Source organism: Maribacter polysiphoniae (assembly GCF_003148665.1).
GTDB classification, from domain to species: domain Bacteria; phylum Bacteroidota; class Bacteroidia; order Flavobacteriales; family Flavobacteriaceae; genus Maribacter_A; species Maribacter_A polysiphoniae.
In genome coordinates, this window is record NZ_QGGQ01000006.1 from 216,146 (window position 1) to 230,782 (window position 14,637).

The 14,637-nt window shown below is 40.8% G+C and carries 14 protein-coding genes; 10 read left to right on the forward strand and 4 right to left on the reverse strand.

Annotated elements, in window-relative coordinates; genetic code table 11:
- The first annotated feature begins 24 nt into the window (after nucleotides 1–24).
- The 4 genes from LX92_RS13940 to LX92_RS13955 all read left to right on the forward strand — a co-directional run bounded on the left by LX92_RS13940 (nucleotide 25) and on the right by LX92_RS13955 (nucleotide 3,672).
- Nucleotides 25–1,329 carry an alpha/beta hydrolase family protein gene (locus LX92_RS13940; protein WP_109651902.1) on the forward strand — a complete coding sequence of 435 codons (1,305 nt, stop codon included), beginning with the start codon at nucleotides 25–27 and terminating at the stop codon, nucleotides 1,327–1,329.
- A 156-nt stretch (nucleotides 1,330–1,485) separates the two neighbouring features.
- Nucleotides 1,486–2,103: a CPBP family intramembrane glutamic endopeptidase gene (locus LX92_RS13945; RefSeq protein WP_109651676.1), complete on the forward strand. Its 618-nt coding sequence runs from the start codon at nucleotides 1,486–1,488 to the stop codon at nucleotides 2,101–2,103.
- Between the two features lie 142 nt (nucleotides 2,104–2,245).
- Nucleotides 2,246–3,163: a cysteine synthase A gene (gene cysK, locus LX92_RS13950; protein ID WP_109651679.1), complete on the forward strand. Its 918-nt coding sequence runs from the start codon at nucleotides 2,246–2,248 to the stop codon at nucleotides 3,161–3,163.
- 182 nt (nucleotides 3,164–3,345) lie between these two features.
- Nucleotides 3,346–3,672 (forward strand): cupin domain-containing protein, encoded by a 327-nt coding sequence (locus LX92_RS13955; protein ID WP_109651682.1) that lies wholly within the window; start codon nucleotides 3,346–3,348, stop codon nucleotides 3,670–3,672.
- Between the two features lie 12 nt (nucleotides 3,673–3,684).
- Here LX92_RS13955 and LX92_RS13960 read toward each other — a convergent pair whose 3' ends face one another.
- Entirely contained in the window at nucleotides 3,685–4,302 is a 618-nt protein-coding gene (locus LX92_RS13960) for a class I SAM-dependent methyltransferase (RefSeq protein WP_109651905.1), read from the reverse strand.
- A gap of 326 nt (nucleotides 4,303–4,628) precedes the next feature.
- On the opposite strand from LX92_RS13960, the gene LX92_RS13965 reads away from it, so the two are divergent.
- Nucleotides 4,629–5,498, forward strand: a complete 870-nt coding sequence (locus LX92_RS13965) for a polysaccharide deacetylase family protein (protein WP_109651685.1) — start codon at nucleotides 4,629–4,631, stop codon at nucleotides 5,496–5,498.
- A 577-nt stretch (nucleotides 5,499–6,075) separates the two neighbouring features.
- On the opposite strand, the gene LX92_RS13970 is transcribed toward LX92_RS13965, so the two are convergent.
- Nucleotides 6,076–6,936, reverse strand: coding sequence for an outer membrane beta-barrel protein (locus LX92_RS13970; RefSeq protein WP_109651686.1), 861 nt, complete (start codon nucleotides 6,934–6,936; stop codon nucleotides 6,076–6,078).
- Nucleotides 6,937–7,431: 495 nt separating this feature from the next.
- Here LX92_RS13970 and LX92_RS13975 point away from each other — a divergent pair, with 495 nt between their 5' ends.
- Both LX92_RS13975 and LX92_RS13980 read left to right on the forward strand, forming a co-directional pair.
- Nucleotides 7,432–7,824 carry a serine hydrolase gene (locus tag LX92_RS13975; RefSeq protein WP_109651689.1) on the forward strand — a complete coding sequence of 131 codons (393 nt, stop codon included), beginning with the start codon at nucleotides 7,432–7,434 and terminating at the stop codon, nucleotides 7,822–7,824.
- Between the two features lie 81 nt (nucleotides 7,825–7,905).
- Nucleotides 7,906–8,406: a MepB family protein gene (locus LX92_RS13980; protein ID WP_109651692.1), complete on the forward strand. Its 501-nt coding sequence runs from the start codon at nucleotides 7,906–7,908 to the stop codon at nucleotides 8,404–8,406.
- A gap of 151 nt (nucleotides 8,407–8,557) precedes the next feature.
- On the opposite strand, the gene LX92_RS13985 is transcribed toward LX92_RS13980, so the two are convergent.
- A complete protein-coding gene (locus tag LX92_RS13985; RefSeq protein ID WP_109651908.1) occupies nucleotides 8,558–8,866 on the reverse strand; it encodes a winged helix-turn-helix transcriptional regulator in 309 nt (102 codons plus the stop codon).
- A gap of 122 nt (nucleotides 8,867–8,988) precedes the next feature.
- On the opposite strand from LX92_RS13985, the gene LX92_RS13990 reads away from it, so the two are divergent.
- Nucleotides 8,989–9,501 carry a lactoylglutathione lyase family protein gene (locus LX92_RS13990; protein ID WP_109651695.1) on the forward strand — a complete coding sequence of 171 codons (513 nt, stop codon included), beginning with the start codon at nucleotides 8,989–8,991 and terminating at the stop codon, nucleotides 9,499–9,501.
- Nucleotides 9,502–9,587: 86 nt separating this feature from the next.
- Here the strand turns inward: LX92_RS13990 and LX92_RS22915 are convergent, their stop codons facing one another.
- The gene (locus LX92_RS22915) at nucleotides 9,588–9,713 is read right to left on the reverse strand and encodes a hypothetical protein (RefSeq protein WP_262509848.1); all 126 of its coding nucleotides are present in this window, start codon (nucleotides 9,711–9,713) and stop codon (nucleotides 9,588–9,590) included.
- A gap of 362 nt (nucleotides 9,714–10,075) precedes the next feature.
- Here LX92_RS22915 and LX92_RS13995 point away from each other — a divergent pair, with 362 nt between their 5' ends.
- Complete coding sequence (locus LX92_RS13995) at nucleotides 10,076–12,637, forward strand: beta-mannosidase (RefSeq protein WP_223308371.1); 2,562 nt, start codon at nucleotides 10,076–10,078, stop codon at nucleotides 12,635–12,637.
- 71 nt (nucleotides 12,638–12,708) lie between these two features.
- Nucleotides 12,709–14,514: a glycoside hydrolase family 2 protein gene (locus tag LX92_RS14000; protein ID WP_109651910.1), complete on the forward strand. Its 1,806-nt coding sequence runs from the start codon at nucleotides 12,709–12,711 to the stop codon at nucleotides 14,512–14,514.
- Nucleotides 14,515–14,637 lie beyond the last annotated feature (123 nt).

Below are 14,637 nucleotides of genomic sequence, written 5' to 3' on the forward strand. Positions count from 1 at the left end.
CGAACCGTTGAAAACAATACGAGTATGAAAATCCTTGTCCTCTTCATAACCTTTGGGATATGCTCTTGCATGCCGAACCCTAAAACCAATGAAGGCGAAAAGACAGGAAGCTTTAGCGGCCGAATCGAAAAGGGGAATTTTTCCGACGAGATCCTATTTGAAATAGAATCCGATACGAGCAATTTCCAGGTTTTTTTCACGAGTATAGCGCAAAATGCCAATAGAATACCCCTTCAGCATGTAGAAATAAACGGCGACTCCATACAGTTCATGCTGCAAAGCGATTTTTATACCTATTCCTTCAAAAATAAATGGACCGATAACAATAGTAAACTCCAGGGTTCGCTTACGGTTGATACCCTGACAACACAGTACACCTTGCAAAAGGAAGCTTTGGACAACAACAATACCCCACAAAGTGAGGACATTAGTTTCGAGACCAACGGCCTGAATTTAAAAGGGACTATTTGGTACCCTAAAAACAAGGGGGATAAGGGACTGGTGATTGTGACCTCTTCTGGAAACGCAGACCGAAGTGCCTCGCGCGCGGAAGCCATACTATTTGCACGAATGGGTTTTACCACCTTTCATTATGACAAAAGAGGTACTGGGAATTCCAAAGGGGATTGGGGCGTTGCGACCATTGAGGAATTGATAGGGGATGATATCAATGCCATAAAATATTTTTCTGACAAGTCTGGAATCCCACTTACGAATATTGGAATAAAAGGGAGTAGTCAGGGAGCTACCAAAATACCCTATATTTTAAATGAATTAGAGCATCTGAAATATGGGATTGCCGTTAGTTGCCCCGGAGTGACCCTGCTAGAGAGCGATTTGAACTATTGGAAAAACAGAAATGCGGTGGCATTGGGAAAAGATATTGAAGAAGCAACCGCAATACAGCGGAAGGTCTTTGAATATATCGCTGGAAAAATATCGAGAAGCGCAATGGAAAAAGCCCTTTCTACTGGTAAATCCGCATCGTGGTTTGCCCATATCTGGGTACCGGACTTGGATGAGGTTCAAACGGACACAAAACTGCTTTACAGTCCAATCCCCTACTTTGAAACGACCAAGCAGCCAATCCTCATTCTACAAGGGACATTGGATGAAATCATTCCCGCCAATAGTCATAAGCTCATTGCCAACGCACTTACCCAATCGAACAACCATGATTTTGAAACCGTTTTATTGGATGGGGCCTCCCATTCCATGTACTATGTTGGGGAAAGTGATTTCCCATACTGGTCAAAATTACATTCTGATTATTTAAAAACCATTGAAGATTGGATACATACGGTTTACGGCATTACCAAGCAAGAGTAAACCAAACCGTTGCTAAATAGTATAACAATGGATCACAAAAACTACATGACCGGCTAATTCATCAACGATTGCCATGGATGGAAATACCCTTCCAATTGTCCAACACAGATACAGCAAGTTTCCTCGTAATTTATTTAACAACAAAAGACACAAATTATGATAAACGAATTAATTGGAACAGTCCTTCAAATCTTGATTTTCGCCTTGATCCCATTTTTGGTCTATCTATTCCAGAAGAAAACCGCAAAAGGGTTTTTCGATGATATTGGATTGAAAAAATCGACGAAAAGAGCAAATTTTTTGGCCATTTTTGCTTGTCTTTTATTTGCGGCCCCACCATTGATCTTAACATTGGTCAGCAATGATTTTAAGGCCATAATGATCGACCCCAATAGTTTAACCGGTAAAATCAGGGAAATGGGGATGGGTGTACAAACACTATTCATTTTACTCTTGATGGCCCTGTTTAAAACCTCCTTGGCCGAAGAGATACTTTTTAGGGGTTTTTTAGCCAAAAGATTGATTCGTATGGCAGGCTTCGTTAAAGGCAATATCATACAGGCCGTGCTATTCGGAATGATCCACACAGTACTCTTTGCGTTTACGACAAACAACCCTGTTTTCTTAACGGTTATCTTTATCATACCTGCGATTGGAGCCTATGTTTCCGTTTATCTAAACGAAAGAATCGCCAATGGAAGTATCATTCCTGGCTGGATTTCACACGGGTTGGCCAATGTACTTGCCTATAGTTTCGTAGGCTTTTTACTATAAAACGAAGATAAAATATCAATTTGCCTGCGTCATAATAGGGTGTAAACTATTTCCCTTTAACTTTGCAAACTGTCTGCCTTAACGAGGCATTATGCCAATAGGATAGTTGGCTTGGAAAATTAATCCATTAATTATAATAAACATGAAGATTGATAACATTTTAGAAAGCATTGGGAGCACACCTGTAGTGCGATTGGCCAAATTATTTCCAAATGCGAATGTTTGGATGAAACTTGAAAAAGCAAATCCAGGAGGAAGCATTAAAGACAGAATTGCACTTGCGATGATCGAGGATGCTGAAAAAAGGAACATTTTAACCCCGGATACGGAAATTATAGAACCTACCTCTGGAAATACCGGTATTGGCCTAGCCATGGTTGCCGCCGTAAAAAACTACAAACTTACACTGGTAATGCCTGAATCGATGTCTGTCGAAAGAAGGGCGTTAATGGCCGCTTACGGGGCCAATCTTGTGCTAACCCCAAAAGAATTGGGTTTAGGGGGTACAATAGCAAAAGCCAACGAATTAGTGGCTAATAATAAAAATGCGTGGATGCCCTCACAATTCACCAACCAGGCCAATCCAGAAATACACCGCAAAACAACTGCCTTGGAAATTGCCAATGATTTCCCTGAAGGTTTGGATTATTTAATTACCGGTGTGGGTACCGGTGGCCATATCACAGGTATTTCCGAAGGTTTAAAGGAAAAATTCCCGAATGTAAAGGTCATGGCCGTAGAGCCCCACGATTCTGCGATAATTTCTGGAGGGGAACCAGGACCACACCCCTTACAAGGGATTGGACCCGGCTTTTTTCCGGAAGTGTTCAATAGGGAAGCCATTGATGGGGTCTTTAAAATAACCAAGGATGAAGCATTCGCGGAGGCACAGAACATAGCGAAAACCGAAGGTATTTTGGTTGGCATCTCTACAGGGGCTTCCTTGGCTGCTGTTAGAAAACAATTGCAAACCTTGGATGGTAAGGAGACAATCCTAACCATGAATTACGATACCGGTGAACGTTACCTCTCCGTAGAGGCTCTTTTTACAACACATTAGTACTATTGAATTATACAAAACCACGTACATTACCATAATTGAAAATCAATAGGGGACAAACTTAGGGTGGCATGGCATAAAGGCAAGTAGTGATAAAACAATGGTTTCTGCTTATTTGCAATGACCACCACCCCAAAGCGTCGGGATTAAAGGAATGATTTAACCATTTAAAAAAGAACACTATGTCCAATGAATTTGAGAAAGGAAAAATATTTTCCTACGACAAGAGTATAGGCTATGCCGAAAAAGCTGTCGTCAGCAAACACATCCTAAAAAAAGAAACAGGGAACATCTCATTATTTGCTTTTGATAAAGGCGAAGGGTTGAGTGAGCATACCACACCGTTTGATGCGGCGGTCTTTATTGTCGATGGCAAGGCCGATATAAAAATAGATGGCGTTTCGAACGTTCTTGAAGCGGGCGAAAGCATTATTATGCCGGCAAATGTCCCTCATGCATTACTTGCGGTAGAAAAATTCAAAATGGTATTGACCATGTTGAAATCATAGCATCGCTTGGTCTTAAAAAATCGTATACAAAGTCGTTACAATAACCCCTTTGCCATCATTTAAGACTACCGACAATAATTGTTTTTCGTCTTTTATCTTACAATTAAACGGCGGGGCCAATACGTCTACACCACTTTGCTTTTTTAGTCGGATTCCCTGTCCCGAAATAATATCCTTGTTTGGTATAAAATCCCCTTCAGGTATATGCTCCGTGATAACCACATATTTGTAATCCACCAACTTATGCACTATACGGGTTATTTCAGCATTCGACAGATGTTGCAACACCTGTCGTAGTACAGCACAATCCCCGTGAGGCAAATCATCGGCTGCGATATCCAAACAATGGAATTCCAAATTTTCCTGCTTGAATTTCTCCTGGTTATGCGCAATAAGGTCCGATACGATATCCATCGCAATATACTTTTTGGTATATTTTACCAATTCTTTCCCGACATTGAAATCCCCACAACCCAGATCACAAACCACAATAGGACTTTTAAAGGATGTCAAAAATGATTTTACAACAGCGATATACGGATTGACGATCTCAGGATGATGCGACCCTACACCGGAATAAAAATCAGCATTGCCGCCACCCCAAAGTTTCATGGCATAAACCTGGTCCATTGCCTCTTTTGTTGGCCAAGGTTTCTTTACCCTTCTCGTTTTACCCACTTTCTTTTCCACAAAAACTTTATTAATCTATCCCGCTTATAAACACATGTGTACAAGCGACTAAATGAAACATTAAAACAAACGTACACCTTATACGCAACCGCGCAAAATTACCCACAACATATGACATCCCAAACGTTTTACTACATTCTACAAAGGCCATAGGTATTGCGGCCCAATATGATTCAGTGATTGTGGGTTCGAAAATACATTTTATTAGTACATTAGATTGTGCAAAACCGAGGTATCGCTTGTGCTAGACTTAAAGCAGACAGAAAATGAACAGGTTACAAAATATGGGATTCCCGGATAAAGCCAAATTACTGATCATACATGCAGATGACGCCGGACTTTCGCATTCCGAGAATATGGCAACGATACAGGTCCTGGAGAACGGATTTGTAAATTCATACAGCATTATGGTACCCTGTCCGTGGTTTTATGAAATGGCCCTGTTTGCCAAGAACAACCCCCAATTTGACTACGGAATACATCTAACATTGACCTGTGAATGGGAAAATTATAAATTCGGACCTGTCCTGCCCATTTCCGAAGTACCAAGTTTGGTAGACGGTAATGGACATTTCTATAAAAACAGGAAAGATCTTGGGAAAAACGCCACGCCAGAGGATGTTCGAAAAGAACTGCATGCACAGATAGGGAAAGCCTTGGAATTCGGATTACGACCTACCCATATTGATTCGCACATGTACAGTGTCGGGGCCGATCCGGCATTTTTTAAAATCTACAAGGATTTGGGAAGGGAATTGAATCTTCCGGTTTTGATCAATGAACAATTGATGCAGATGGTGGGGCTACAGCCTGAAGAGCATATAGAAGAAGGCGACTTCCTCATTGACAGAACCTATGTTGGGGAATTCAAGTATTTTGAGACAGGCAAATTGGGCAACTTTTATAGCGACATTTTGGAAAATCTATCGAGTGGGATCAACCTTATCCTAATCCATCCCGCATTTGATGACCGTGAAATGAAGGGCGTTACCGTCAACCATCCAAATTTCGGTTCTGAATGGCGGCAGATCGATCTCGACTTTTTCACCAATGCGGAAAACAGGTCAAGACTCCAAGAAAACAATATCGAATTAATCACTTGGGGAGCTATAAAAAAAGCCCATGACAATGGCTAAGATTCAAAATGAAATCCATCATATAACAACAAAAAGAAGGGTCAATCCCAAAAGTTGGGTGTGAATTGGAAAAAGAAAACATAAACTATCCCGAAGTTCGTGTTCTGTTCTTTTTTGCATTGCCTCAAATGCATAGCATTCATGAATACCGTTAAAAAACAATAGACATGCCGATGAATAAAAAAGAAACAGGACCGAACAACCAAGGTGCAGGGTGCCTTGGTTAGGAGGGGCCAGCAGTAGCCTTGGCTTGCCGACCAACACTCAATACCCATGACATCTAAAGTGCAATGCCAAATCGCCCAGGCCGCTTTCACTAAGGTGAAATGCTCTATGGACGACTTCCCCCGCCCAATGCGGAAACCACTTGATTTAAAACGAAATCAAAAATAGGCCGTTCCTTCTTTAGCCCCCCGTTAAGGGGTGTCGAAAATATAGCATTCTTCCTTTCCAGATTGACAATTATCCTTGCATAAACACAACAATTGTTCTTGATCCAAAAAAAAGAGACCCTATCAAAACCAATGTTTCAATAGGGTCGTTTATTATAGACCAGGAGAGAAAATCCCTTGGGTTACTACTCTTTTTTAGAACTACCTAATTTATAAGTAACACCTATATTAAGTCCAAATGACGAATAGGGTACTTTTTGTGATAGTACTTTTGAAGTATCTGTATTGGTGTTCGATAAATTGTCCTCATAAGTCGTTTTCTTATTGACGCCATCAGGTAAATTATCTATGGAATAAAAACCGTCCACGGCAACAGTACCATCGGGTAAAACAATATCAGTATTGAATGCAGAAAGTTCAGAATCCTTACGTTTTAAACTGATGCCATAATACTCAGCTTCAACAAAAAGACTGAAATTGGTATTCAAATCATATTTGTAACCAAGTGCAGCAACAAGACCTAAAGGAAAATGTCCGTGATAATCCTCTTTATAATTGGTCTCGGAATAGGAACCCTCCGGTACACCGAAGGCTGCTGCCTCCTCTGCTGAGAAAACAGATTTTCGATACACCACGGCTTCCGTTTTGCCCCCTAATTTCAATAAGGCTCCAAAACGACCGTAAATGTTATTCGTGAATTTATAAACTATGGATGTTGAAGCTCCAAAAGCACGGGCTCTGGCCACAGCATTTACTTCCGTACCGGGTAAATCAACAACAGATATATCCTGATCTGCACCGTTTAAATAACCAATACCTAAATCCACTCCGAACGAGTCATCAAAGAAATAAGTCCCCCGTATTTGAACATTGGCCCCTTCGCCATAACTACCATAGGAGTTTTCTGTTTCTGAGGCATTAACCCGTTCCCCCAATTTCATGCCTGCGCTTCCTATAGCATATCCAGAACTTGCTGAAAATTGCCATTGCCCATAAGATATGGTACTTACCAAAACAGCCGCGCATATTGTAATTAAACGTTTCATAATTATTGATTTAGCGTAATAATTTTAAATTAAATAATATGAAAAATCGGTTTTCCGAAGCTGTAACACCAAAACAATCCGACCTCATTCAAGAGGCATATTCTTTTGATTAGGAAAGTGTTACGTATGCAATCGACAACCAAATTTAAACTATAGTCAAAGATACTTCTTTAATAAACTTGGATGTAATTGCAATTAAGTTTTAAGCAATGCTCAATACTTTAAAAGCATTACCTAGATTATCGTTAAAAATTATGGCCATTAAACCAATTAATCTTAATAAAATTATTAAAATGATTCGATTAAGCCTTATAACCACCAACCATGGTATTATTAAAAAATAGGGCACAACAACCAAACTACTTCACAAAAACAATGTATGGATTACAAGGTATTGCCCCCTCCGGATTTCCATTCGGTTGGTATTTCCTAATTTAGGGACTTAAAACACCCCACGATACAAACCCGTTACCTGTCCGTTAAACCCATCACCTTATGAAAAAACTTATTATATTATTGGTGTTCAATGCTTTGTTATACCAAAGTTATGGTCAGACAAACGATTCGATTACAAAAGAACTAACCCAAGCATTGGAACAGATTTATGCACAAGGACATATTATTGGTTTCTCCGTTGCTGTTGTCAATCAAGATGGGATAGTATTCGAGAAAGGACTGGGGTATGCCGATAGAAAGAAGAACATAGGATATTCGGAGAATACGATTCAGAATATCGCCTCTATTTCCAAAACATTTATAGGTGTTGCCTTATTAAAAGCACAAGAAATAGGCAAAATCCTCATTATAAACACGGAGCTTGAAAAAGATGGAATCGAGGAATTTATTGACATATGGAAAACACTTGAGGATTTTGAAAACAAATTATAAATCGAATATGCCATCATAAATACGGTACCCTTTTGAAATACCTTATGCCGAAGACCGTGTATCGTTTATAAAACACAGTAAATGGATAGGAATCTAACCCAAATCAATACGGAAATCTATACCCCATGTGGGTTTGATCTAACGGACTTTAAAACAGAACCGGAAGGTAAAGCATATGATGCCTGTCGATTTAAACTGAACGGACTCCATATAAGATGTAGAAACGCCAAGATCACACCTACAAAAACCGGGCAATTCGTTACTTTTTGGAAACGGAACGGCAACGGACCGATTGAACCTTTCAACGCAACCGACCAAATTGATTTTTATATCGTGAATGTACGGTCAGCACATGGGTTCGGACAATTTGTTTTCCCGAAATCGGTACTGATTGAAAAAGGAATAATCTCCACGGAAAAGAAAGAAGGGAAAAGAGCCTTCCGGGTGTACCCGAAGTGGGACATAACAACAAACAAACAAGCGGAACGCACCCAAAAATGGCAATTGGATTATTTCTATCCCATCAATGAGGCAACCGACCTGACCAAGGTTTGCCAACTGTACGAAAAAAAACAATCTTAAGACCTAGCGCACGTTAAGACCAAAGTGCATTCCAATAGATCTAGAACTGTATTCAACCTTTCATATGATTTCAAAGTAGGATATCACTGAAAATCCAATGCGATGCCATCTTAAACGTACTCCCAACTATTCTTGGAAAGACCAAGGGTTACTAACTACAATCTTCAGAACCCCACTTATCCAAACTCCGTAGAATATGCTCAAGCGATCTTCCCCTGTCTGTCAATTTGTATTCAACCTTTGGAGGTACCACTGGAAAAACCTTTCTGGAAATGAGTCCGTCCCTTTCCAATTCCCGTACTGTTTGGGTAAACATCTTGTTTGATATTCCAGGAATTTTCTTTTGTAACAAGCCTGAACGCAATCCGCCTTCCAACAGATGAAATAGAACGAGCGGTTTCCACTTTGTCCCAATTAAACCCATGGTATAATTAAGAGGACATTGAATATTTTTTTCCATTATCAAGATACAAGTATTTGATTTTCTTCTTTTTACTCTTTTAGGCATATATATTACTTTATAGTAAGTTATTGCCATAATAACAAATATAGCCTAATTTTGTAATCCAATAAAGATAGCATATGACAAACAGTAAAGATTACCCTAAATCATTTTCCCATATCGGGATTACCGTGCCCAACATTAATGAAGCCGTAAAATTTTATTCGGAAGTAATGGGCTGGTACATTATCATGGAACCTTCTAAGGTCAAAAAAGAAAAAAACACCGCAATTGGGCAAATGTGTATTGATGTATTTGGAGAAGAATGGGAAACATTTGAAATTGCCCACTTGGCCACTTCGGACAGTATAGGAATAGAATTGTTTTCATTTCCACACGGAATCAAGGAATCCCCTGAATTCAACCCTTTCAATACTGGACTATTCCATTTTTGCATTCAAGACCCGAACATTGAAGCCCTAATTGAGAAAATAGTAGCTTATGGCGGCAAACAAAGAATGCCCATACGTGAGTATTACCCCAATGACAAGCCCTATAAGATGTGTTACGTGGAAGACCCTTTCGGTATTGTTTTCGAAATTTACACCCATAGTTATGAGCTAACGTATTCCTCAGGAGCCTATTCCAAATAAAAACGACCAATGCTTAACCTACATTCGTCCCTACAAAAGTAAATAAACACAGATGGCAGAATTTAAAAGGCGGAAAGTGCATGGGGTCACCGTAACCGATGCACTTGCCGCATTTTTGCGGCACTTTCCCGTTTAATGATCATCATCCCTATCCATTTCCCATACATTCCGCTTGGTTCGTCATCCAAACGCCTATCTTCTATGGGACGCATACAACATGACATATGAACGTAAATTATAAATTAGTGATACAAAATAGTCTTTTTCCACATATAGATGTTTTGGATCTTGGTTTAGAAGTTGGCAACCTTTAATTTTGATATCCACGTTAGTTTTTTTTGACGGTATATAGCCCTTTTTATACCACTATTTTCGAACACACGGTATGTTCAAGGGTATGCCGAACCTAGCCTTTAAGACCATGAATAGACCCGTTACGAACAAACTGCAGCCTTCAATAGACCGTTTGGATTTAAAATCACCTTGCAACCAAAATAGGAGTACCATCCTGTACACCGCCTAAACCAATAAAACCATGTTTAAAAGCAAAAAATTACGCCAAAACTTTCTTTATATGTTGGTACTCATTTTTATGTCCGGTTGCGGCAATGACCCTGCCACCGCTGAAATCGATCTGTCTGACCATTGGACCTTCAAAAAAACCCAAGACACCCTTTGGAACAAAGCTACCGTGCCAGGGACGGTGCATACCGATCTCATGGAAATAGGGGAAATTCCGGACCCGTATTATCGCTTGAACGAACACGACCTGCAATGGATCGATAAGGAAGATTGGGAATACAGGACCACGTTCACCCTTACCAAGGAAGACCTTGAAAAACAACATTTAGAACTCGATTTTCTAGGGCTCGATACCTACAGCCAAATATATCTGAACGATTCGCTGATCCTTCAAACCGATAATATGTTCCGAAATTATAAGGCGGAAGTAAAACCCATACTTCAGGAGGGTGGGAATACGCTGCGAATCGTATTCGAATCGCCTATTAAAAAAGGATTGGAAAAATATGATGCCTTAGGGTATAAAATCCCGGTATCGGACAATGATCTGGCGGCCATCGGCAAGGTCGAAGGCGATAAACAAGTGAGTATCTTTACCCGCAAGGCCGGTTACCATTTTGGTTGGGATTGGGGCCCCCGATTGGTCTCTTCGGGCATATGGAGACCCATAAAACTACGCAGTTGGAACCACCATAAGATAGATGACCTTTTTATTCAGCAAGACACCTTGGCCCAAAGTGCAAGCCTTACGGCCCAAATTGAATTGAGTGCGAGCGAAATCAATGAAAAATCAGAAATTGAGATCCTTGTCAATGATTCCATAATCAAAAAACAAGAGGTCGCCCTAGCCGTGGGGAAAAATAAGTTCACTATCCCTTTCAAGATAGAAAATCCGGAACTATGGTGGCCCAATGGTATGGGGGAACAGGTCTTGTACAACATCGAGGTCAAAGTCATATCAGACTCCTACATCGACCAAAAATCCCATAAAATAGGCCTTAGAACAGTAGAACTGATAAGGGAACCCGATGCCTACGGAACATCATTCTATTTCAAGGTAAATGGGCATCCCGTTTTTATGAAGGGGGCCAATTACATTCCCCAGGATGCCTTTCTACCGCGCGCAAAGAAATCCAACTACGAGCATATACTAACCTCCGCCAAGGAGGCCAATATGAATATGCTCCGCGTTTGGGGCGGTGGTATTTATGAGAACGACGAATTTTATCAAATGTGCGACGAAATGGGACTACTTGTTTGGCAGGATTTTATGTTTGCCTGCGCCATGTTCCCCGGCGACCAAGGATTTCTTGACAATGTACGGCAAGAGGCCATAGACAATGTAAAAAGACTGCGCAACCATACTTCAATCGCCCTTTGGTGCGGAAATAATGAGATTCTCTCCGCCTGGGAAAACTGGGGCTGGAAGAATCAGGTTGCCGAAGAACAGTCCCAACAGATTGCCGATACGATTTGGAAGGCCTATGATGACATCTTTCATAAAATACTTCCGGAAGTCGTTCAAAATTTCGATGGTAACCGGGCTTACTGGCCATCATCCCCGGAAAGTGATTTTGGGGAGCCGGAATCCCTGGAAAAAGGGGACGCCCATTATTGGATGGTCTGGTGGGGTAAAGAGCCGTTCGAAAAATATACCACAGAAATACCCCGATTTATGTCGGAGTACGGATTTCAATCCTTTCCAGAAATGTCAAGCGTTGAAAAATATACGGTTCCCGAGGATTATGATATCTATTCCGAGGTCATGAAATCGCACCAAAGGTCGAGTATCGGCAATGAGACCATTGAGGAATATATGTTACGCCATTACAAACGACCAAAGGATTTTGAAAGTTTCCTTTATGTTAGCCATCTATTACAGGCCCATGGCATCAAAGTGGGTATTGAGGCCCATAGAAGAAACAGGGATCGTTGTATGGGTAGCTTGTACTGGCAGATCAATGACTGTTGGCCAGTAGCCTCTTGGTCGAGTATCGACTACTATGGAAAATGGAAGGCCCTTCATTATGAGGCCAAAAAATCCTTCGAAAATTTCTTGATCACTTTCGAAGAGCAGGCAGACAGCCTAAAGGTTTACATCGTGTCGGATTCCCTAAAACCCGTTGATGCAAAATTGAAGCTGCGCCTACTCGATTTTGAAGGAAACGCTATTGACCAATGGGAAGAACAGGTTGTTGTAGCACCGAACCAATCCAAGTCTTATTTTACAATTCCAAAAAGGGATTTGATCAACAAGGATATTTCAAAAAATGTGCTGTTACAGGGTCAGATGATCGTTGGCGAAAAGGTCCATACCGAGAATTTACGCTATTTATCCCCTTATAAATCCCTCGATTTTCCCAATCCGGAACTTTCTTTCGAGGTACATGAAAATACCGATGGTTTTGAAGTAACTTTGAGCACCCTGAAATTGGCCAAGAGTGTCTTTCTATCCTCAGGATCCGATGCCAATTTCTCGGATAATTATTTTGATATGCTTCCAAATACCAAAAAAACAGTGTCCATAAAAAAAGGTGCAAACGAAAACCTGGCCTCATTTAAAGACAAACTTAAGGTGATCACCTTGGTAGATACTTTTACCCCGGATTTATAGTTAAAGCGATCAGACACGATAAAACCACAATACAGTTCCATTAAACCCTAAAAATGAAATAGAAAATGAACATGAAACCAATTAAAAGTGTACTCATCCTATTGTTTATCTCCTCTTTTACGACGCTTTTTGCACAGGAAAGGGAATTCTCCGATCTACTGCAAAATATCGATGCCAGGGAAAAAGTTTCATTGAACGGGTTGTGGGATATTATTATTGACCCGCTTGAGAATGGCTATTACAACCATAGATTACAACCCATGGACAATGGGTACTTCAAAAATGCCAAAATGCAATCGCCCTCCGATCTTATTGAATATAATTTTGACACCAGTGATCAGATTATGGTCCCAGGGGATTGGAATACCCAAATGGAAAAATTATACTACTACGAAGGTACCGTTTGGTATAAAAAGGACTTTAACTACACGGCCAAAACAAATGAATTGGTCTATCTGTACTTTGAAGCCGTAAATTATGAGGCAATCGTTTACCTCAATGGGGAACGTATAGGAACCCACACGGGTGGGTATACCCCCTTTCAATTTGAGGTGACCGACAAGCTTAAGGAAGGGGATAATTTCGTAGTCGTCAAAGTCGACAATAAACGTAAACGTGAAAATGTACCCACGGTCAACCAAGATTGGTGGAACTACGGGGGCATTACCCGATCTGTTCATTTGATCTCAACACCTAAAACCCACATATCCGATTATTCCATTCAATTGGCAAAAGGCAGTACCACCAACATTCAAGGCTGGGTAACCGTCGAAAATGGCTCTGATGGTGACAACGTGGAAATCAGCATTCCCGAACTCCGTAAAAATGTAAAATCCGTTGTTAAAAATGGTAAAGCCAGTTTTTCGATAAAGGCGAAACCCACCCTATGGGAACCCAAAAACCCAAAACTGTACGAAGTCACTATAAAAACAGGAACCGACGAGATAACCGATACCATCGGGTTTAGAACCGTCTCTACGCAAGGGTCGAAAATTTTACTCAATGGAAAGGAAATCTTCCTAAAGGGTATAAGCATTCACGAAGAAGCCCCATTCAAAACAGGCCGGGTAACCTCGAAAGAAGAATGCAGGATATTGCTGCAATGGGCCAAGGAACTAGGCTGTAATTATATTCGTTTGGCACATTATCCCCATAGTGAGACCATGGTTCGGGAAGCTGAAAAAATGGGCTTTATGATCTGGTCGGAAATACCCGTGTATTGGACCATCCTATTCGACAACAAGGATACCTACGCCAATGCCAAAAACCAACTTACCGAAATGATCTCCCGCGACAAGAACAGGGCTGCCATCCTTATGTGGTCGGTGGCCAATGAAACCCCGGAAGGTGAAGCGCGACTCGATTTCTTGACCAATCTTGCCAATGAGGCCCGAAAATTGGACAATACCCGATTGATAACCGCTGCTTTGGACACCCAAAGTGAAGGGGAAGGTGGCAAAATGATCGAAGACCCCTTGGGTAAAGCAGTCGATGTCATCGGAATAAACCATTATTGTGGCTGGTACGTTGACAAACCCCAAAAATGTTCCTCGGTAAAATGGGCCAGTGCCTATGACAAACCCATGATCATGAGCGAAGTGGGTGGCGGTGCCTTATATGGTCTTCATGGTTCTAAAAATGAACGATGGACCGAAGAATATCAGGCCGAAGTGTATAGGACCAATATTGAAATGATGCGGAATATTGAATTTTTGTCCGGATTATCCCCTTGGATCTTAATGGACTTCCGCTCTTCAAGACGTCCTTTAAAACGAATTCAGGAAGATTTCAATAGAAAAGGTCTGATCTCTGAACAAGGCATGAAAAAACAGGCTTTTTATATTCTTCGTGATTATTATCTGAAGGAAAACAATTAGATTATTTTTCGTAGTAAACCTTGGTTATTGCCATGACTTTTGTCAATGACCAAGGTTTTTTTATGCCTTTTCCTTAACATAATCAAGCAAAACCAATAGAAAACACATTGGTTACCCTGCATT